The organism is Rathayibacter sp. AY1C6 (assembly GCF_002931535.1).
In the GTDB taxonomy this organism is placed as follows: Bacteria; Actinomycetota; Actinomycetes; order Actinomycetales; family Microbacteriaceae; genus Rathayibacter.
On record NZ_PSWC01000021.1, the window covers coordinates 40,451 to 61,523 of the forward strand.

Consider the following 21,073-nt stretch of genomic DNA (forward strand, 5'->3'; position numbering starts at 1 on the left):
CCGGTCGCCGGGCGCACTGTGGACCCATGCCCGCTGACGACCGCACCACCGACCCCGCAGAGGCGCTCGCCGTGATCGCCGCCGAGGTGTCCGCCGCGACCGCCTCGCTGACGACCGACCGGCTCGAGCCCGTCCTCGAGCTGCTCGCCGGCGCCGACCGCGTCTTCGTCCACGGCGCCGGCCGCTCCGGCCTCGCCCTGCGGATGACCGCCATGCGCCTCATGCACCTCGGACTCGTGGTGCACCTAGTCGGCGACGTGACGACCCCGGCGATCCGCGGCGGCGACGTGCTGCTCACCGCGAGCGGCTCCGGCACCACCGGGGGCATCGTCCGCGCCGCGCAGGCCGCCGTCGACGCCGGAGCGCGGGTCGCGGCGATCACGACCGCCGCCGACTCCCCGCTGGCCGGGCTCGCCTCCGCCGTGGTGGTCGTGCCCGCCGCCGACAAGCTCGACCGCTCCGGGGCCGCCTCGGCGCAGTACTCCGGCGGGCTCTTCGAGCAGGTCGTCGTGCTCACCGGCGACGCCCTGTTCCACGCGCTCTGGCAGCGCCGCGGCGACAGCGCCGACGAGCTCTGGCCGCGCCACGCGAACCTCGAATGACCCGACTCCCCACCTCGACAGGAAGAAGAACCCCGTGAAGCTCCAGTTCGCCATGGACACCCTCAGCACCGACGCCGCCCTCGAGCTCGCCGCTGCCGCCGCCCCGCACGTCGACATCCTCGAGCTGGGCACCCCGCTCATCAAGAGCGCCGGCCTCTCCGCCATCACCGCCATCAAGGAGGCGCACCCCGACAAGACGGTCTTCGCCGACCTCAAGACGATGGACGCGGGCGAGCTCGAGGCCGACATGGCCTTCGCGGCCGGCGCCGACCTCGTGACGGTCCTCGGCGTCGCCGGCGACAGCACCATCTCCGGCGCGATCGCCGCCGGGAGGAAGCACGGCAAGGGCGTCGTCGTCGACCTCATCGGCGTGCCCGACAAGGCCGCCCGCGCCCGCGAGGTCGTCGCCCTCGGCGCCGAGTTCGTCGAGATGCACGCCGGTCTGGACGAGCAGGCGGAGGAGGGCTTCACCTTCGAGACCCTGCTGCGCGACGGCGAGTCCTCCGGCGTGCCGTTCTCGGTCGCGGGCGGCGTGAGCACCGCCACCATCGAGTCGGTGCAGCGCGCCGGCGCCCTCGTGGCCGTCGCGGGCGGGGCCATCTACGGCGCCCCGGACGTCGGCGAGGCCGCCGCGGCCCTCCGCGCCGCCATCGTCTGACCCGTCGGCGCCGCCGCCCCCGAGGCCCGCTGATCCGGGTCGCGAGGGCGGCGGCGCCCGCCTCCGCGCGGGAGGCGGCAGCGCATCCCCGCCGGACGCCCGGTCCCTCTCGACTCGCCGACGACGCGGTCCTACAGTGGCTGCGACGACCCTCGACTCCCGCCGCGGGACCGACGGCGCCGTCGCGAGCGGAGGGAAGCCGTGTCCTCGACCGCCCCCGTGCCCGGACCCGCCGTCGACGCCTCGACGAGGCTCCGCGACTTCCACCAGATCCTCCTCAACACCGCCGTAGCGAACGTGACGACGAGCTTCCTCTGGTTCGCGCTCACGTTCTGGGTGTACCTCGAAACGCGCTCCGTCCTGGCGACCGGGATCATCGGCGGCGCCTACATGCTGCTCGTCGCGGTCTTCGCGATGGCCTTCGGCACGATCGTGGACCGGCACCGCAAGTTCCGCGTCATGGTCTTCGCCGGGGCGGTCACGCTCGTGTCGTTCGGCGTCGCGGGCGGTCTCTTCCTCGCGCTGCCCGAGGCGGCGCTCCTGGACTTCCGCGCCCCCTGGTTCTGGGTGTTCTCGGGAACGATCCTCTTCGGCGCCGTCATCGAGAACATGCGCAACATCGCCCTGTCCACGACGGTGACCCTGCTGGTCCCGGTGGAGGGGCACGCCCGCGCGAACGGCCTCGTCGGGACGGTCCAGGGCCTCGCCTTCGTGGTGACGAGCGTCTTCAGCGGGCTCGCCATCGGCCTGCTCGGCATGGGGTGGACGCTGGTGATCGCGATCGGTCTCTCCGCCGCCGCGCTCCTGCACCTCCTCTTCCTGCGCATCCCGGAGGACCGGCCCGCGCCGACGGGGGAGAGGGCGCCGCTGATCGATCTCCGCGGCAGCATCACCGCGGTGCGGGCGGCGACCGGGCTGTTCGCGCTCATCGTCTTCTCGACGTTCAACAACCTGATCGGCGGCGTCTACATGGCGCTGATGGACCCGTACGGCCTCGAGCTGTTCCCGGTCGAGCTGTGGGGCGTGGTGCTCGGAGTGACGGCGACCGGTTTCGTCATCGGCGGTCTGCTCGTCGCGAGGTTCGGTCTCGGGAGGAACCCGATCCGGACGATGCTGCTGCTCGTGATGGCGATGGGCCTGATCGGCGCGGTCTTCACCCTCCGCGACTGGTGGTGGCTCTACGCCGGCGGCATCTGGATCTACATGACCCTGATCCCGGCGGTCGAGGCCGCCGAGCAGACGGTGATCCAGAAGGTCGTCCCCTTCGAGACCCAGGGGCGCGTCTTCGGCTTCGCGGCGGCGTTCGAGTCGGCCGCCGCTCCGATCACGTCGTTCCTCATCGCCCCGATCGCCGAGTTCGCGCTCATCCCGTACATGGAGTCGCCGGCCGGGCGCTCGGCGTTCGGCGGGCTGCTCGGCGACGGCATCGGCCGGGGGATCGCGCTGGTGTTCCTGGTCGGCGGAGTCGTCATGATCATCGCGGCCGGCGCGGCGATGCTCACCGGCTCCTACCGCGTCATGTCGGCGCAGTACCTGCGGGAGGCCGCGGCGAGCGGGGAGGCGGAGCCCGTCGGCACGGAGGCGCCGGAGACGCACCGGACCGCGCCGAGCACCGTCGAGCAGAACCGCTAGCGCCCGCAGACGCCGCCCGTCATGCGCCTCCGGGGGGTCCGGCGGACCGGACGGCGCCGACACGAGGAAGACGTGCCGGACGCCCCCTCCCCAGGGTGCGGCGTCCGGCACGTCGGCTGCGACCACCCGGTCGAGGGGCCCTCCTCGACTCCCGAGCGCTCCGCTGCCCCGCGCCTCCGGAGGGAGACATCGGGGCATGCGGCGCCGGCGGGGGGGAGGGCTCTGGTTCCCCGCCCCGCCGGCGCCGGCCGCCCGCGAGGGGCGGCGAGGATGCTCGTTCGGGCGTGCCTCGAGTGACGGCTACATGCCGTCACTGAGCATGGACTGCACCAGCTTCACGTGGCGCTCGAGGTTCAGCTGGCTGAACTCGCTGTTGTAGTTGAGGCCGTAGTTCAAGATGTGACCCGGGGTGCACTGGATTGTCGCGTCCGGTCCGTCCCAGGTGCGCAGCAGTGCCAGGGCCGAGTCCCAGCTGCTGTTCTCGCAGTTCGTGTTGAAGGTGGTCGACGTGCCCAAGCCCACGGTGTGCGAGATCTCGTGCATGGCGGTGCCCTCCACCATGTAGACGCGCTCCTTGCCGAAGCGGATCTGGCCGTAGATGTTCGCATCGGCCGTCGGGGTTCCGGGGCTGTACGAGACGGTCAGGGAGCGGGAGATGTTGCTGAGGCGGTTGTAGCGCGCCACGGCGCGGTCCATCGCGTCGGTGATGCGGGCGTAGGCGTCGGCCTCGTCCGCGGTCGGGCTCGCGACGCGGTTCAGCGTCCAGGTGATCTTCTGCACGGTCGGATCGGTCAGTGCCCAGCGCTGGGCCTTGGAGCCGGTGCAGGTCCACTGCTGAATGGGGGAGCCGTCGATCTGGCGGAAGTCCTTGTTGTCGAGGCAGAGGTCGCTGTGCCGATTGGCGATCTCGGCGTAGCCTCCGCCGACGGAGGTGATCCGCCACTGCTGGGCGGTGCTTCCGTTGCAGCTCCACTGCCGCACCTCCGAGCCCGGAGTGGTGCCGAAGTCGAAGTTGTCGAGGCAGAGGTTGCTGAAGGTGTTCTTGATCTCGGCGTAGCCGGTGCCGAGGTCGGTGACCTGCCAGCGCTGGTTGCTCCCCTCGGTGCAGCTCCACTGCCGCACCTCGGCTCCGGGCTGAGTGCCGAAGTCGAAGTCGTCGAGACACATGCTGCTGTGCTGGTTGCGGATCTCCTGCGCCGATCCGAGGCCGACCGGGGCGGTGGCTGCAGAGGCGGGCGAGCTGATGCCGAAGGTCGTGATGCCGACGACGGCCGCGATCAGGGCGCCGATCAGGCGCTTGGAGGGGTGGGACTTCGTTGTCCGGGACATGGGTGCCTTTCACAGACATCCGGCGTCCCCGAAGGGACGCGGATGAGGGTCGCAGGAAGGAGCCGTGTCCGAAGGGATCGGAGCACGGCAGAGGATGCGCCGGAGCGACCGGGATGGTGATCCGGTCGTCCCGCCGCGGGACGCGTCAGCGCCGACGCTCCGAGTGGGATGGGAAGCTGATCACGACCTGCATGTTGACGTGGACAACCATCGACCGGTCGCGGAGCCGGTGTCAAGTGCCGGTCTCGAGCGGATCCGGTCCGAGCCCCGCCGGGCGAGGGTGATCCGTCCACGCGGATCCCCGTGCTCGCAGGGAGAGAGCGCTCACACCCGCCGTCGCTGCGGCATCGCCCGGGAATCCGCCATTGTTACCGTTAACAAAAGTCGGTACGGTGTCACCTGAAGTGGGCAAGCGCGTCCTCGCGCCTCGCGTCCCACTCCGACCGGTTCGAAGGCGAACCTGAGAGGAACGTCGATGATGACGACAGCACCACCCTCCCGCCGCACCCTCCCGCCGCAGGCCCACGCCCGGCCCCGATGACTGTCGGCCCGGCCGACACCTTCCACGCGGTGACCGCGGTCGGCGCCCGCAGCGCGCGACGTCTCGTCCTCGCACCCACGTCGACCTCCGCCTCCCGATCACGGGTCGCCAGGCCCGCGTCCCGGGCCGCCTTCCGGCGATTCCCTCCCCGCCAGACGGACGCCGGACTCACCACTCCGCCGGCCGATCGCGCGGGCTCCGTCCTCCCCCTCCGACCCCTCACCTGAAGGACCCCCCATGTCACGAACCCCCCGGCAGGAGCGCACCCGGCGCTCACGCCTCCCCCGAGCGGGCGCCGCGCTGACGCTCGCCATCGCCTGCCTCGGCGGCGTACTCGGACCGATCGGCGCCGCCGGCGCCGCAGAGACCGTCCCCGCTCCCGCGCTGCAGTACTCGTTCGACGGCATCGGCGCGACGCTCGCCAATGGAGCCGTCGTCGCCGACTCCGCTCCGGGCAACCACCCCGGCACCCTGATCAACTCCGGCGCGACCAGCGTCGCGGGTCCCTCCGGCGCCTCCACCGACCGCGCTCTCTCGCTCCCGGGCGGATCGAGCACGTCGGCCGCGCCGCACGTCCGGATCGCCCCGGGCCTGATCCCCGCCGGCACGCAGGACGTCACGATGTCCGCCTGGCTGCGCTGGAGCGGTGCTCCGGACTGCACCTGGCCCTTCACGCTCGGCTCCAGCGTCGACTCCCACGTCCTCTCCACCACGAAGTGCGGACCGGCCGGCTTCGGCGCGATCAAGAGCGGCTCCGAGGTGCGGGCCGCAGGCAACACTCCGGTCGCCGCGAACCGCTGGGTGCACATGGCGGTCGTCGTCAAGGGCGGCCAGTCGGTCTCGACCTACTTCGATGGAGCTCTCGTCGGCCAGGGCAGCACGACCTTCACCGCCGCGTCCGCGATCGGAACGTCCACGTTCTCCGGCTTCCTCGGCAAGTCGTTCTACGGCGCGGACGCCTACTGGGCCGGTGCCATCGACGACATGCAGGTCTGGACCTCCGCGCTCACCGCCGGCCAGGTGCAGCAGAGCGCCGCATCCGTGCACTCGGTTCTCGCGAACCAGGACGCCGCCGTCTCGCTCGGCGACACCTCGAACGTGACCTCGAACCTCGCACTCCCCACGACCGGCGCCAACGGCTCCACGATCACCTGGACGTCGAGCGCCCCCGGCGTCGTCAGCACCAGCGGCGTCGTCACCCGGCCCGCCGCGGGCAGCCCGGACGCCACCGTCACGCTGACCCCGACCGCCGTCCACGGCGGCATCACCGTCGTCGGCCGTGCGACCACCGTCTTCGTCCCGGCGTACGCCGCCGGTGACAGCGCCGAGGCCGAGCTCGCCCGGGCCGTCGCCGACGGCATCAGCAACGATCCCGCTCTCGCCGGACCGGTGCGCGGCAGCCTGAACCTGCCCTCGACCGGAGCCGACGTCGCCGCCACCGCCGCGCGCGCGAACAGCTCCAGCGCCGTGGTCAGCTGGACCTCGTCGAACGAGGCCGTCATCACCTCCGCCGACAAGGGCACCGCGCCGAACGTCGTCGCGAAGGGCTCGCTCACGCGTCCGTCCGCCGACACCACCGTCACCCTCACCGCGACGGTCACCGTCGCCGGCACCACGCCCCTCGTGCGGACCCTCACGCGTACCGTTCCGGCCGCGGCTCCCGTGGCCGCGAGCGACCTCGACGCGTACCTGTTCGCGTACTTCACCGGCGACAGCATCGAAGGCGAGAAGATCCGCTTCGCGACCTCCGACGGCAACGACTCGCTCACGTGGAAGACCCTGAACGACGCCCAGCCGATCCTCACCTCCACCATGGGCACGAAGGGGCTGCGCGACCCGTTCGTCTTCCGCTCGAAGGAGGGCGACCGCTTCTTCCTGATGGCCACCGACCTCTCCGTCGGCACCACCGGCTTCGGCGGATCGACCAACCGCGGCAGCCGCTACCTCGAGATCTGGGAGTCCACCGACCTCGTCAACTGGGGCCAGCAGCGCCACGTCGAGGTCAACCTGCCCAACGCGGGCATGACCTGGGCACCGGAGGCCACCTACGACCCCACCATCGACGCCTACGTCGTCTACTGGACCTCGGCCCTCTTCACCGACAGCACGCGCAACGTCGAGGACGGCAACGGACCGCAGATCCTCACGTCCACCACCCGCGACTTCCGCGACTTCACCACCCCCGAGGTCTGGTTCAAGGCCGCTGACGTCCCCTCGCTCAACAAGAGCAACGGACTGATCGACGCCACGATGCTCAAGGACGGCGACACCTACTACCGCTTCACGAAGGCGACCCAGACCAGCGGCTGCCCCTCGCCCGACATCATCGGACAGAAGTCGACGAACCTCCGCGCCACCACCGCCTCCGGTGCGTGGAGCCTCATCGACACCTGCATCGGCCGCACCGCCGGAACGCCGGAGGTCGAGGGTCCCGAGATCTTCAAGACCAACGAGGGCGACCGGGCGGGGTACAAGTACTTCCTCTGGACCGACAACTACGGCGGACGCGGCTACATCCCGCTCGGCACGAACTCGCTCGAGGGCGACATCCAGTGGACGATCCCCAGCAGCTTCTCGCTGCCGACGTCGCCCCGCCACGGATCCGTCGTCTCCATCACCGCGAAGGAGCGCGACGGGCTCGCCGCGAAGTGGAACCCGTCGCTCCTGGTGACCTCGATCGACGCCGTGGCGCGGACCGTTCAGGCCGGATCGACCACCGTCGACCTGCCCGCCACGGTGGGCGCGACGTTCAAGGACGGCCACCGCGAGACGGTCGCCGTGACGTGGGCGACCGCCGATCTCAGCTCGCTGAAGAAGGCGGGCGACACCGTGCAGGTGCGCGGACAGCTCGCCAACTCGGCAGCGACGCCGGCCATCGCCACCATCACCGCCACGGCTCCTCCCGGACCGTCGCTGACGGCCTCGGCCGCGAGCCGCTGCGTCGCCGGCAAGGTGACGGTCACCGCGACCGGCACCAACACGAGCGGCTCCACGGTCGAGATGACCGTCGGCTCGCAGTGGGGGAGCAGGACCTTCGCCGGGGTCGCTCCCGGCAAGTCCGTGTCCGCCGCCTTCACCACCCGGGCGACCTCGGTCACCGCGGGCGAGGTGAGCGTCGCCTCGAAGGACGCGAACGGCACCAGGACGGCCACCGCGCCGTACTCGGCGCTCACCTGCCGCTAGGCCGGTGACAGGGGAGGGGCGGCGTCCAGCCGCCCCTCCCCTGACCTCCTCCGTTCCGGGGCCTCCGGCCACCGGAGCAGGGGAGCAGGGACCCTGGGTCCGTGCTCCCCGCATCCACCTCTCCCACGGAAGTAGACGAACAATGCGGTTCCGACGCACGACGGCCCTCCTGGTCGCCGCGAGCCTGACAGCGGGAGGGGCTGCGCTCGGCGCGGCACCCGCACAGGCCGCGGTGCCCAGCCCGGTCCTCTCCTACGACTTCTCCTCGTCCGCCGCCGTCGGCTCCGCCGTGGGCGCGGGCACGACCCTGACCGACTCCGCTGCGGGCCGCTCCGCCACCGTGCGCGGGACCGGAGCGACGACCGTCGCCGGTCCGCGCGGCGGCACCGACCGCGCACTCCGCCTCCCCGGCGGCGCCGCAGGCAGCTCCGCCGCCTACGCCGAGATCGCGCCGGGACTGACCACGGCGGCCACCACCGACGTGACCATGTCGGCCTGGCTGCGCTGGGAGGGGAACCAGAACTGCAGCTGGGCGTACGCGCTCGGGCAGTCGACCGAGCGGTACCTCTTCACCACGCCCCAGTGCGGAAGCAGCCTGATCGGTGCCGTGAAGAACGGCTCGGAGCAGCGCGCGGCCGACTCCGGTCCCGCCGCCACCGGCCGCTGGAGCCACGTCGCCGTGGTCCTGCGCAGCGGCGTCAGCGTCTCGACCTACGTCGACGGCCGGCTCGCCCAGACCACCCCGACCTCCGCGACCGGAGCGGCGACTGTCGGCACCTCCGCCTTCTCCGGCCTCCTCGGCAAGTCGTTCTACGGCCCCGACCCTCTCTTCGCCGGGGCGATGGACGACGTGCACGTCTACTCCTCCGCACTGACCCAGGACCAGGTGCGCGAGGACGCGGCTCCGGCCGCTGCCGCGATCGCTGCATCGGACGCCGCCGCGGCGACCATCGCCGTGACCGGACCCGTCACCAGCGACCTCTCCCTCCCGACCCGCGGCGCGGGCGGCTCCGTCCTCACCTGGGCGAGCAGCGACCCCGCGGTGATCGGCACCGACGGCTCCGTGCGCCGCCCGGCACCCGGCTCGGCGAACGCCACCGTGACCCTGACCCCGACCGCGACGTTCGCCGGATCCGCCGCCACCGGCACCGCGCGAACCGTCACCGTCGCCGCCGACACCGAGGCCGACGCCACGGCGCGCCTGCGCACGGCCCTCGTCGTCCCGCCGACCGTCGCCTCCGGAACCGCTCTTCCCACGGTCGCCGGCTACACCGTGTCGTGGAGCGCGGACGGTGCCGGCCTGTCCGGCAGCCGCCTCGTGAACGACTCGGCGACCGACCGGGCACTCGCGCTCACCGCCTCCGTGAAGGTCGGCGCCACCACGCTGACGAAGACCTTCCGCACCACCGTCCTCAGCGCCTCCACGGCGAAGACCGTGGTGTCGTACACCCGGACGCCGACCGGCGAGGACAAGGCGAACCAGGACACGATCGCCCGCGGCCTCCACCTGGCACTCGGCTCGTCCGTCGCCGACGCAGCACCGCTCTCGGGCAACTCGGGAGTCCTCTTCGCCGACGGGGTCTTCCTCGGAACCGACAAGGCCGACAACCGCGGCCTCGCGAACCCCTCGCTGTTCACCTTCGCCGACGGCACCGTCGGCGTGATCGCCACGCGCGTCCTGCAGTCGGGCGCGTCCGACGGCACCGGGGCCTCGAGCGCTCTGATCTTCAAGGCCACGGACGCCACCGCGTCCGACTTCACCGAGCTCGGCCTCATCGACCTCGGCACCACCGGCGGCGTCGTCGCGCCGAAGGCCGTCTTCGACACGGACCAGAACCGCTACCTCGTCTCCTGGACGGACTCCTCCGGGGCGGCGAAGTACACGACCGTCACTGACCTCGCCCGCACCGAGCTCCGCGCGCAGGCGTTCTGGCCGAAGGACGGCGGCCGTCGCAGCGTCGTCGTGACCGACGGGAACCGCGGTGCGGTCCTCGGAGGAAGCCCCGCCACCGTCGCCGCTCCCGACCTCTCCGGAGTCCCGGGCCGCGTCGCCGACGCTCTGCCGGGCGGCGCGCTGACGGTCTCCGGCTCCGTCGCCGACTCGCTCGTGAAGAAGTTCGGCCGCACGGTCAACACCGGATCCTCGGTCGCACCGCAGACGATCGATCAGGGCGACACCTCCGCCCTGTCCGGAGTGAAGGCGCAGCTCTCCTACAACGACGGCTCGACCGGCAGCCTCGGCATCGACTGGAACCAGCAGCAGCTCGCCGACCTCGCCGCGAAGGGCCCGGGAACGTACGACCTCTCCGGGACCGTCCGCCAGCGGCAGTACAACGAGCCGTTCGCCTACAACCGCGCGGATCCGACGATCTACCGCTACGAGCGCAACGGGAAGACGCAGTACCTCTTCACCGCCACGGACGACACGAACAACAACAACGTCGCCTCGCAGCACCTGCCGATCCGGGTCGCCGACAGCATCGACCAGCTCAGCGACGACAACGGCGGACGGGCCCGTGAGGTGGACCTCCTCAACCGCACCACGCGGATGGACCGCACCGCCGAGGGCAAGGTGATCGCGGGCTGCTACTGGGCCCCCGAGATCCACGAGATCGGCGGCAAGCTCTCCATCCTGTTCGCCCCGTGCTTCAACCCGGACAACGACCAGTCGAACCAGAACGGTCAGTGGTTCACGGTGCAGGCGCACATCATGCAGCTGCGCGACGGCGGAGACCCCGCGAACCCCTCCGACTGGAGCGCGCCGCGCGCCGTCGTGAAGAGCGATGGGAGCGCCCTCGGACGCCCCGGCACGGGACGCAACATCAGCCTCGACATGACCTACTTCGAGTCCGGTGGAACTGCGTACTACGCCTGGTCCCAGCGCTACGTCGACAACGGAGTGAGCGACCCGGCGACCTGGATCGCCAAGGTCGATCCCGCGAACCCCACCCGCGTCATCGGCGAGCCGACCCCGATCATCGTGCCCTCGCTGACGTTCGAGGACCACCTGTCCGAGGGAGCGTTCGCGATCCAGCGCGACGGGAGGATCACGCTCGTCTACTCCAGCAGCGGCGTCAGCCCGAAGTACATCGTGGGCGGCGCCTGGGCGAAGGAGGGCAGTGACCTGACCGACATCGCGAGCTGGACCAAGTACGACGCCCCGCTCCTGCAGAGCGTTCCCATGCCCGACGGCGTCCTCGACTACCGCACCTACGAGCAGGGTCCCGGCCACGGAGCCGTCACCCAGGACGAGGACGGCAACGACGTGTACGTCTACCACACCTGGGGCAACGGAGTCGGGGGTGACGGCCGCGACACCCGTCTCGCCCGCATCCACTACGCCGCCGACGGCCGGCCGGTCTTCGATCTGACGCCGACGGAGGAGGTCGCACCCGCGAACCGGACTGTGACCGCGAAGGTCACAGTCACGTCGCCGCTGACCGTGACAGCCACGGCGTCGACCCGCTGCGTCAGCGGGAAGGTCGTCCTGACCACTGTGGTAAAGAACGACAGCCGCTCGATCATGGACATCACGACGGTCACCGCCTTCGGCTCGAAGACCGTGACCGGAGTCGCTCCGGGATCGTCCGCGTCGAGCGCCGTCACCACCCGAGCGGTCTCGATCCCCGCGGGGTCGGTGGCCGCGACAGGAAAGGCCGTCGTCGACGGGAAGACGGTCAGCACGCAGACGAGCGTCGACTACCCGGCGCGCAGCTGCCGCTGAGACGGTGAGGGAGCGGGCGCCACGATCGCCCGCTCCCTCACCGCCCCGCCCCCGACCGGCACTGCGCCGCCCTGCAGTGCCGCCACCTCAGAAGGACGACCGACGAGATGCACCACAGAGTGAGAACCGGGACGGTCCCGACCATCGGGCCCGTGCTGACGAAGGTCGCGCAGTCGCACACCCTCACCGAGGAGAAGGACGACGGAGCGGCCGGCAGCGCAGCTGCGGTCGGAGGACACGACCTCCTGCTGATCAACGGCAACGCCCTCCCTCTCTCCTGAGCCCCCCTGCGCCGTTCGGACGGGTCCTCGACCCTGATCGCCCGACGATCCCGCCGCGGCGGCATCACCACCGGCTGCGGACCGGGGCGGCGATCGGGCCGTATCCTGCTGTCCGGACCGATCGCTGATGTGCGAACCTCTCCTGAGCGGACTCCCGGATGCGGGCCGACCGTGACCGGTCCGGCCCGTTCCTCTCGTTGCAGCAGGAGACCGCCGTTCCCCAGGAGATACCCGTGATGCGCCTCGATCGATTCCTCGTGTCCCTGGCACGCTCTGCGCGGTGCACGAACCGCTGCGGAGCCTGCGGGCTCGACTGCAGCATCGACGTCTTCATCCTGATCGCGCTCGCGACCGGAGAGAACCGCGACGAGACCCGCCTGCGAGCAGTCCTCGACCTCCGCTCCGGCGACCGTGTCGAGGTCCTCGAGGTGCGCAAGCGGCTCCTCCGGCTCTCCCGCCGGGGCCTGGTGCTCCTGGAGAGAGGCAGGAGGACCGCACTGCAGCGCATCGAGCGCTTCTCGATCACGCGCGACGGCCGGGCCTTCCTGGCGTCCCACGCGAGAGCGCTGGACCTCCTCGCCGAGGAGATCCACGTCGCGCTGCTGTCCCGCTGACGAGCGGAGTGCCAGTGCGGGCGCACGCGGGACGTCTCCTGGTCGGCCGTCGTCGGACCGGTCGTGTCGGTGACGCTCCAGGTGGAGCGACTTCGACACGTGCGTCGCCTCCGACCGCGTCCCGAGCGCTCCGGGGCAGCACGAGGCATCGCCGACCGTCATGGGCGCCGCGCTCGCGACCGTGCTGCCGCGGCGCGAGGCGGTGGCGGCGCTCCTCGAGGACGCCGTCGCTGCTGCATCCTCAGCAGTGCGAGGCCGGCCTGGGGCTCGCCTCGACCCAGGAGCCGGGTCCGGGGACAGGCCTGTCCTGATCCTCGACTGCAGAAGGAAGAGTCTCGGTCCCGGTCGAGCTCCTCCGACCGGGATCCGCCTCACGCCGGAAAGTGCCCTTCGTGCATCACCCCGGGCTGGAGAGCTGGATGATCTCGGAGATCACCGCGGCTCGAGTGTCGTCCGGTATCCGATCGCCTCCGAGGGAGTGGTGTGACCACAGGCCGTCAGCCGCAAGGCAGGCGATGAACTGGCGGAGAGCGATCGGATCGGTCGCGGTCTCCTCTGCGGAGGGCGTCCACCTTCGGCGCACCTCCGCTACCGGCGCTCGGAGAGCGGTGTCGCTGCCCGTGGCCTGGAGGAGTCCGATCTGCATGTGCGTCGACGGCGTCAGGGCGACGGCGACGTAGGCACTCACTCGCTCCGTCAAGGTGGCCTCGTCCGCGGTCTTCCCCGCGACGTCGATCAGCTGGGCTTCCCAGCCGGCCGCGACGTGCTCCTGGAGAGCATGGGCGAGATCGGCTCGATCGCGGAAGTGGTACATCATTCCACCGCGTGTCAGCCCAGCCTCTTCGGCAGTCGCTTCGAGCGTGACGCGAACAGAACCTTCCCTCGCCGCGACACGGACCGCTGCGTCGAGGATCCGAGTCCGGTTGTTGGGTCGCGTCGCGCGAGGAGACGTCCGAGGAGAAGGCAGGACCTCCTCACCGCTGGGCGGGTTCGGTTCCATGTCGTGATCGATTCCGCCGCTCCCTCGGTCCGAGTGAGCGGCTAGGGATGGCGGGTGCTGAGGAGCCCGGAGGGTGTCGACGCGTCACCGCACGAGCGGGTGCGACAGCGTCGGCCGCCAGTCTGCCATCCTCTCCTGCCGACGTCGGAAGGTGAGGCTCGACCCCCTCGGTGTCGAGCCGTCCTGACGACGGACTGCAGCCGGAGGGACGGCTGTCACGGTCGACGAATCAGAAAGCAACTGTACATTCATGATTGTATAGTTGTGGTACGGTAACGGCCTGCCCAGCTTCGGAGCTGCGGGCGGTCAGATGCACTGCCGGTGCGGGATCCGAGGCTGAAAACCTCCAGCGACTTCATTCCTCAGAAGCCTGGAGGTTTCTTCATGTCCAGAATCGCGGACAAGCCGAACGCCCGCTGGTGGGCGCTCGCCGTTCTCGCCATGACCCAGCTCGTCGTCGTCCTCGACACGATGATCGTCACCATCGCCCTGCCTCAGGCCCAACTGGATCTCGGGATGAGCGACAGCCTGCGCCAGTGGGTCGTCACCGCCTACGCCCTCGCTTTCGGAGCACTTCTCCTTCTGGGCGGTCGGATCGCCGATTACTGGGGCCGCAAGCGCACCTTCATGGTCGGAATGATCGGCTTCGGAGCGGCCTCGCTCTGGGCCGGACTGTCGCAGAGCGGCATGGAACTCGTCATCGCTCGCGGCGTCCAGGGCGCCTTCGCGGCACTGCTCGCCCCCGCCGCACTCGCCATGCTCACCGTGACGTTCGCCCACGGCAAGGAGCGCAATCTCGCCTTCGCCGTCTTCGGCACGGTCGCCGGATCCGGAGCCGCAATCGGCCTGATCCTGGGCGGCGTGCTCACCGAATTCACCGACTGGCGCTGGTGCCTCTTCGTCAACCTCATCTTCGTCGCCTTCGGCCTCGTCGGCGGGGCTCTCGTGCTTCGCGAGAGCAAGGCGGAAGGAGACAACCGCTACGACGTCTGGGGAACCGTCACCGTGACCCTGGGACTGGGCGCGATCGTCTACGGGTTCACCCGAGCCGAGCACGGATGGGGCGCGATCGACACCGTCGCCTTCCTCGCACTCGGCATCGTCCTGCTGACCGTCTTCGTGCTCATCGAACGCAAGGTCGACCAGCCGTTGCTGCCCCTGCGCGTCATCCTGCGTCGTGTGCGAGGCGGCGCGATCCTGATCCAGGCCGCCAATGGCGCCGTGATGATCGGGGCCATCCTCTATCTCGCGTTCTACTTCCAGATCGTGCTCGGAATGGGACCGCTGATGGCAGGACTCGCGAACCTCGCCATGACCGTCGCGATCATGGCGTTCTCGCCCGTCACCACGAAGATCCTCAACACGTTCGGCCCCCGACCCCTGATGATCGTCGGGCCGCTCGTCTCGGCAGCAGGGCTCTTCCTGCTCCTCGGCATCACCCCGGACGGGAACTACTTCCTCCAGGTCCTGCCCGCCCTGGTCGTGCTCGGAATCGGACTCTCCATGCTCTTCGTGCCCGTCCAGAACCTCGCCCTTCTCGGGGTCGAGAACGAGGACGCCGGAGTGGCCTCCGCCGTCGTCAACTCCGTCTTCCACATCGGCGGGTCCATCGGTCTCGCGGTGTTCACCGTGTTCTACGCGAGCACCGCGGACTCCGCCATCGCGTCCGGAACGGCCGAGCTCACCGCATTCACCGACGGCTACAAGGCCGTGTTCCTGGCCGCAGCAGTGACCATGGTCGCGGCCTCTCTCACCGGATTCCTCCTCATCCGAGGGAAGAAGGAAGACCTGAACCCCGCCTGGGACGAGGCGGAGGCCGCCCTCGTCCACTGAGACGATGCCGAAGGGGCGGGCCGGTTCGTGCAGCAGCGGCAGACCGGCTCGCCTCTTCCCGTCCGACTCACGACACCCCGTACGTCGCCGACCGACGACCTCCCCTCGATGGGGAGTCGTACGTGGATCGCAACGGTCCGGTCGTCCGACGCGGCCGCGTCATCCGGTGGGTCTTCTCCCGCGATGCCGGCTGCACCGCCGAGATCATCGAGGGTCGCGACCCGGTCGCCCGGCACATCACCGCAGACCGGAACGACGACGCCCGGCCGCCCTCAGGTGAGAGGCGGCCGGGCGTCGTCGGTCGGAGGACCCGGTCAGGTCAGCCGCAGCGGAGCGCCGGGTAGGCGGCGCTCACGGGAGCGGAGGCGCTGCCGACGGTGGCGACCCCCTGGACGGTGCCGGCGGCGACCGAGGCGGCCCGCGTGGTCACGGCCAGCGAGGCGGTCCGGCCCGCATCGATCTGCTGCGTCTTCGCGCCCCACAGGGTGTTCCAGCGGAGGTCGGCGGTCGACGCGGCCTTGTTGACAGTGGTCAGCGTGACCACCACCTTGCCCGCGACGCAGCGAGCCGCTGCAGTGGCGGTGACGGGCACAGCCGGCGCCTTCACGGTGATCGTCGCCGTGACGGTGCGGTTGGCCGAGGCCACCTCCTGCTCCTTCGAGAGCGAGAGGTCGAGCCGGCCGCTCGCGCGGATGTTCACGCCCTTGAACCAGGTGTTGCGGTCCGAATCGAACAGGCCGCCCGCGTTCTGCGGATCGGTCGCCGTGTGCGGGTCCGGGTAGGGGCGGGCGTGGTAGGCGAGGAGCAGGTTGCCCGACTCGTCCTCGACGAACGAGTTGTGCCCGGTGCCGGCCTGCTGGCGCGAGAAGTACTGCGTCTCGTCCGCGCCGAGGCGGCCCAGGTAGGTGTCCTCGGTGTCCAGCACGGGGAACGCGGTCTGCGTCCACGTCGCGGGGTTGAGGAGGTCGGCACTCGCGTCGGCCGTGAGCAGGCCGAGCGAGTAGTACTTGTCGACCGTTCCGCCCGAGTAGGTGAGGTACATGCGTCCTCCCTTGGACACGATGAACGGCGCCTCGACGACGCCCTGGTCGTTGCCCTCGGTGGTGTCGGACGGGGTCGGCGAGCGCTTGCCCGACTCCCACGGCTGGCTCTCGCCGTAGATGCGGGTGACCGCACCGGTCACCAGCGGGACGGTGCCCTTGGGCCCCATCGTCGCCTTGGCGAGGGAGAGCGTGTTGCCGTTGGGCAGGACCCAGTAGCCCTGGGTGGCGCCGTTCTCCTGGCGGTCGATGTAGCTGACGTCGAAGGCCGCGCCCTCGAGGACGACCGGCTCGCCCCACTTCGTCTGGTCGAGGAATCCGCCCTCGGCGATCGAGGCGTCGGTCCCGGTGTAGGGGATCAGGACGGTGTTGTCGCACCAGCCGCCCACAGGCGCGTAGCCCTTGTTCATGCCGGCGACGATCCACCAGGTGCCGTTGATCTTGTGGAACTCCTGCGCCCAGATGTATCCGCCCCAGCCGTAGAAGGTGTTCGGGTACTGGCTCTGGCGACCGGGCGTGCCGGCGTCGGGGTCGATCACGATCTGCTCGGGAGCGGAGTCGAGACCGGCGATGGTCTTCGAGCGCTTGAGGCCGATCTTGCGGTAGCTGGAGCTCTCCTCGATCGGGCCGAGCGAGTCCTGACCGTAGTGCGAGCCCGTGAGGTAGTAGTAGCCGTCGTCCTCGTTGAAGAAGACGTGCGGATCCGCGCGGGCCTCGTTGACCATCGCCTCGGGGTCCTGCTGGACGGAGCCGGTGACCCGGTAGGTCCCGGGACGCGAGGTGTCGACGGCGGTGGTCAGATCGTCCTGCCAGTCGACGTTGAGCGACTTGGTCGAGCCGTCGTTGTACTCCATCACGGCCTGCCCCGGGAGCGCTGCGGCGATCGCAGCGGATCCGGCGCCGGAGTCGACGGAGCCGCTGAGCGACTTCACATCGGTGTTCTTCAGGTCGACGTACTCGCGGTAGAACGTGCTGAACTCGGTCGAGGTCAGCGCCGTCTCGCCGGCCTGGCCCTGGGTGAACCCGGCGGGGAGACCCGAGCCCTGGACACCGGGGACGCGGGCGTCGGCGCGGGTGGTCGCTCCGGGAGCGGTGCCGGAGGCGAGGTCCGTGAACAGCGTCACGCGGCCCTCGGTGGTGAGCAGATCGGTCCAGAACAGCTTGTAGACGCCGAGGGCGGAGTCGAAGACGATCCGCGGGTCGGTCACGACCGAGCCCGGCGCGACCCGGAGGACGCGCTGGTCGCGGAACGTGCGGCCGTCGGCGGAGCTCCAGAGGTAGACGGAGTCCGTGGCGTTGTTCTGCGACGAGACCGCGCCGAGCGAGCCGTCCTTCGAGCGGAACAGCAGCGGCGAGCCCATCTGGGCGTTCGGGCGCTGCGCCTGATCGCCGTCCTTGAGGACGGAGAGGATCGACTGCGAGCGGTTCAGCGGCTCCCAGGTGGTCGCGCCGGCGGGCAGTGCGGCCGTGAAGAGCGAGTCCGCGCGACGGTCGTCGTTGTACGCCAGCGGGTCGTCCTTCACTCCGTTCGTCGTGGTGACGGTCTTGACGGAGGTGGCGATGCGCCCGCCGGGCACGGCGAGGGTGCTGTCCCACGCGTAGGTCTGCCCGGCGACGGCTGCCTGGAGGCGGACGGCGACGGGAGCGGTGAGGCCCGAGAGGTTCACGGCGCCGGTGGAGGAGACGCGCGCGGCGCCGGCGCCGGAGGCGGTCCACGTCACGGTGTTCCCGAGGACCTGCGCGGGCAGGTCGCCGAGCACGGTCGTGGGGACGTCGAGGGCGGCGCGCAAGTCGGTCGCCACGGTGCTGCTCGTCGCGCCCAGCTCGGCCCCGGTCAGGGCGCGGTCGTAGACGCGCAGATTGTCGAGGAGTCCGGTGAAGTACTCCCCGCCGCCCCAGTTGGCCTTGCCGATCTGCAGGACTCCGCCGGTCGATCCGAGGACCGTCGCGAGCGAGGGGCCGGCCGTCGTGACGGCGACGGGCTTCGCATCGACGTAGAGGCGGGCGGTGCCGGCGCTCAGCACGAGATCGACGTGCTTCCACTCCGTGCTGCTCGGGCCGGTGAGGTTGCCCGAGGAGTCGCGGGCGCCGCTGTTGGCGTACCGCTCGACGGTGATGCCGTTCGTCCTGTCGAGGACGCCGACGTACTTCTCCTGGGCGTAGTCCTGGGTCGCGGCCGAGCGAGCGGCGAAGACCGACCAGCCGACGTTGTCCGCGGCGGCGGGCTTCGAGTCGTACGACAGAGTGACGGAGTCGCGACCCTTCAGCAGCGGCTGCCCGTCGGTCGCAGTGAGGTCGAGCCAGAACGAGGACGACAGCGAGACGGCGCTGCCCTGCCCGGTGCGGCCGGCGACGAGGGTCGGCGTGCCCTTCACGGCGGCGCGGGTCGACCGGTCGGTGAAGGCGCCTCCGCTCGGGGCGGTGTCGAAGGTGAAGTCCGCGAGCAGGCTCTGCGCGGGAGTGGTCGCCGCTGTCGCGGCGACGGCGACCGGCACGGCGGCGCCGGCGGCGAGGGCGATCGTCGCGGATGCGGCGAGGGTGGCGGCGAGCAGGCGCGAGGGCCTGCCTCCGCCCGGGGGTCGTGACGTCATCGTCGACGTGTCCTCTCGGGTTCTGCAGCGAACCGGTGGGCGGACGGGGGATCCCGCCTGCGGTGTGGTCATCGCACGGTACCGGCGATTGTTCACGGTAACAAGGGAGCACGACCATCGGTTGCGAAACTCCCACACCCGTCGGACATCCGGGCGAGCAGAACGCCGAAGCGGGAGGGCCGGCAGCCTCTGCGCCGGCCCCGCCCGGTCAGTGCCCGCGCGCGATCCACTCCTCGCGGTGCGGCGCCTCCGCCCCGATCGTCGTCGAGTCGCCGTGGCCGGTCCGGACCACCGTCTCGGCGGGCAGCGTCAGCAGGCGCTCCGTGATCGAGTCGATGATCGTCGGGAAGTCGCTGTACGAGCGGCCGGTGGCCCCCGGCCCGCCCTGGAAGAGGGTGTCGCCGGTGAACACCGTGCCGAGCGCCTCGGCGACGAAGCAGACGGCGCCGGGGGTGTGGCCCGGGGTGTGCCGCACCTCGAGCTCGACGCCGGCGACGGGCACGATCCGCCCGTCGACCAGACCGCCGCTCGGGGCCGTGCCGGGGTGCACGGCGTCCCACAGCATCCGGTCGGCCTCGTGGAGCAGCATCGGAGCGCCGGTCGCAGCGCGGACTCCCTCGACCGCGTCGAGGTGGTCGTCGTGCCCGTGGGTCAGCAGTACGGCGAGGAGCCGGCGCTCGCCGACGGCCGCGAGGATCGCGTCCGCGTCGTGGGCCGCGTCGATGACGACGCACTCGGAGTCGTCGCCGACGATCCAGACGTTGTTGTCGACGTCCCAGGTGCCGCCGTCGAGGCTGAAGGTGCCGCTCGTGACGAGCTGCTCGATCCGCGCGCCCATCAGAGCACCACCACCGAGCGGAGCACGTCGCCGCCGGCCATCGTGGCGAAGGCCTCCTCGATGTCCTCGATCCCGATCCGCTCGCTCACGAACTCGTCCAGGGGAAGTCGGCCCTGGAGGTAGAGGCCGGTCAGCATCGGGAAGTCCCTCTCCGGCAGGCAGTCGCCGTACCAGCTCGACTTCAGCGAGCCGCCGCGGCCGAAGACGTCGAGCAGGGGGATCTCGAGCGTCATCTCGGGAGTCGGCACCCCGACCAGCACCACGGTCCCGGCGAGGTCGCGGGCGTAGAACGCCTGGCGCCAGGTCTCGGGGCGGCCCACGGCGTCGATGACGACGTCCGCTCCGAAGCCGTTCGTCAGAGCCTGCACCGCCGCGACGACGCCCGCCTCGTCGAGGCCGCTGGAGTCGATGACGTGCGTGGCGCCGAGCATCTCGGCCGCGACCAGCTTCTTGGGGTCCCGGTCGATCGCGATGACCGTGCCGGCGCCCGCGAGAGCGGCGCCGACCACGGCGGCCGTGCCGACTCCTCCGCAGCCGATGACCGCGACGGAGTCGCCGCGCGTCACGTTCCCGGTGTTCATCGCCGCGCCGAGGCCGGCCATGATCCCGCAGCCGAGCAGGCCCACCGCGGCGGGGTCCGCCTCCGGATCGACCTTCGTGCACTGCTTCGCGTGCACGAGGGTCTTCTCGGCGAAGGCGCCGATCCCGAGGGCGGGGCTGAGCTCGGTGCCGTCCTCCAGGGTCATCCGCTGCGTCGCGTTGAAGGTGTCGAAGCAGTACCAGGGCTCGGCCCGGGTGCAGGCCCGGCACTCGCCGCAGACCGCGCGCCAGTTGAGGACCACGAAGTCGCCGACCGCGACATGGGTGACTCCCTCTCCGATCGCGCTGACCCGTCCGGCCGCCTCGTGACCGAGGAGGAAGGGGAAGTCGTCGCTGATCCCGCCCTCGCGGTAGTGGAAGTCGGTGTGGCAGACACCGCAGGTCTCGATGTCGACCACGGCCTCGCCCGGGCCCGGGTCGGGGACGACGATGTCGACGAGCTCCACGGGAGCGCCCTTCGACCGGGCGATGACGCCGCGCACAGTGGTGGGCATGGGGGCTCCTTCGACGGGGGCGTGCAGGTCCGATCCACAGTAACGACCGCGGGAGGCGGGTGCGCCGGGTGGACGCGGGCGCTCCCGCCCACTCCGGGGCCGGGCCGCCCGCC

13 protein-coding genes are annotated in these 21,073 nt (G+C 71.0%); 8 read left to right on the forward strand and 5 right to left on the reverse strand.

From position 1 onward, the window contains the following. Positions 1-26: 26 nt before the first annotated feature. From hxlB to C5D36_RS12850, 3 genes are all read left to right on the forward strand, one after another. On the forward strand, positions 27-602 hold the full coding sequence (hxlB, locus tag C5D36_RS12840; protein WP_104295993.1) for a 6-phospho-3-hexuloisomerase: 576 nt from the start codon (positions 27-29) through the stop codon (positions 600-602). A 34-nt stretch (positions 603-636) separates the two neighbouring features. Beyond that, the gene (gene hxlA / locus C5D36_RS12845; protein WP_104282514.1) at positions 637-1,260 is read left to right on the forward strand and encodes a 3-hexulose-6-phosphate synthase; all 624 of its coding nucleotides are present in this window, start codon (positions 637-639) and stop codon (positions 1,258-1,260) included. A 201-nt stretch (positions 1,261-1,461) separates the two neighbouring features. Beyond that, positions 1,462-2,892 carry an MFS transporter gene (locus tag C5D36_RS12850; RefSeq protein ID WP_104226030.1) on the forward strand — a complete coding sequence of 477 codons (1,431 nt, stop codon included), beginning with the start codon at positions 1,462-1,464 and terminating at the stop codon, positions 2,890-2,892. Between the two features lie 300 nt (positions 2,893-3,192). On the opposite strand, the gene C5D36_RS12855 is transcribed toward C5D36_RS12850, so the two are convergent. Next, positions 3,193-4,221: an RICIN domain-containing protein gene (locus C5D36_RS12855; RefSeq protein WP_104226029.1), complete on the reverse strand. Its 1,029-nt coding sequence runs from the start codon at positions 4,219-4,221 to the stop codon at positions 3,193-3,195. A gap of 778 nt (positions 4,222-4,999) precedes the next feature. Here C5D36_RS12855 and C5D36_RS12860 point away from each other — a divergent pair. The 4 genes from C5D36_RS12860 to C5D36_RS12870 all read left to right on the forward strand — a co-directional run bounded on the left by C5D36_RS12860 (position 5,000) and on the right by C5D36_RS12870 (position 12,564). Next, on the forward strand, positions 5,000-7,945 hold the full coding sequence (locus tag C5D36_RS12860; RefSeq protein WP_104226028.1) for an immunoglobulin-like domain-containing protein: 2,946 nt from the start codon (positions 5,000-5,002) through the stop codon (positions 7,943-7,945). Positions 7,946-8,087: 142 nt separating this feature from the next. Then, positions 8,088-11,669 carry a family 43 glycosylhydrolase gene (locus C5D36_RS12865; protein ID WP_104226027.1) on the forward strand — a complete coding sequence of 1,194 codons (3,582 nt, stop codon included), beginning with the start codon at positions 8,088-8,090 and terminating at the stop codon, positions 11,667-11,669. Between the two features lie 119 nt (positions 11,670-11,788). Continuing rightward, positions 11,789-11,950, forward strand: a complete 162-nt coding sequence (locus C5D36_RS16920) for a hypothetical protein (protein WP_181067898.1) — start codon at positions 11,789-11,791, stop codon at positions 11,948-11,950. 233 nt (positions 11,951-12,183) lie between these two features. Continuing rightward, complete coding sequence (locus C5D36_RS12870) at positions 12,184-12,564, forward strand: hypothetical protein (RefSeq protein ID WP_104249689.1); 381 nt, start codon at positions 12,184-12,186, stop codon at positions 12,562-12,564. A 397-nt stretch (positions 12,565-12,961) separates the two neighbouring features. Here the strand turns inward: C5D36_RS12870 and C5D36_RS12875 are convergent, their stop codons facing one another. Further along, positions 12,962-13,564: a TetR/AcrR family transcriptional regulator gene (locus C5D36_RS12875; RefSeq protein ID WP_104295994.1), complete on the reverse strand. Its 603-nt coding sequence runs from the start codon at positions 13,562-13,564 to the stop codon at positions 12,962-12,964. A gap of 384 nt (positions 13,565-13,948) precedes the next feature. Between C5D36_RS12875 and C5D36_RS12880 the strand changes: the two genes are divergently transcribed. Continuing rightward, positions 13,949-15,397: an MFS transporter gene (locus tag C5D36_RS12880; RefSeq protein ID WP_104247852.1), complete on the forward strand. Its 1,449-nt coding sequence runs from the start codon at positions 13,949-13,951 to the stop codon at positions 15,395-15,397. Between the two features lie 319 nt (positions 15,398-15,716). Here C5D36_RS12880 and C5D36_RS12885 read toward each other — a convergent pair whose 3' ends face one another. From C5D36_RS12885 to C5D36_RS12895, 3 genes are all read right to left on the reverse strand, one after another. Beyond that, complete coding sequence (locus C5D36_RS12885; protein WP_181072892.1) at positions 15,717-19,028, reverse strand: family 43 glycosylhydrolase; 3,312 nt, start codon at positions 19,026-19,028, stop codon at positions 15,717-15,719. Positions 19,029-19,236: 208 nt separating this feature from the next. Then, positions 19,237-19,866, reverse strand: coding sequence for an MBL fold metallo-hydrolase (locus C5D36_RS12890; protein ID WP_104234316.1), 630 nt, complete (start codon positions 19,864-19,866; stop codon positions 19,237-19,239). Continuing rightward, complete coding sequence (locus C5D36_RS12895) at positions 19,866-20,960, reverse strand: S-(hydroxymethyl)mycothiol dehydrogenase (protein ID WP_104234315.1); 1,095 nt, start codon at positions 20,958-20,960, stop codon at positions 19,866-19,868. Before C5D36_RS12895 ends, C5D36_RS12890 begins: the two co-directional genes overlap by 1 nt. Between the last annotated feature and the right edge of the window lie 113 nt (positions 20,961-21,073).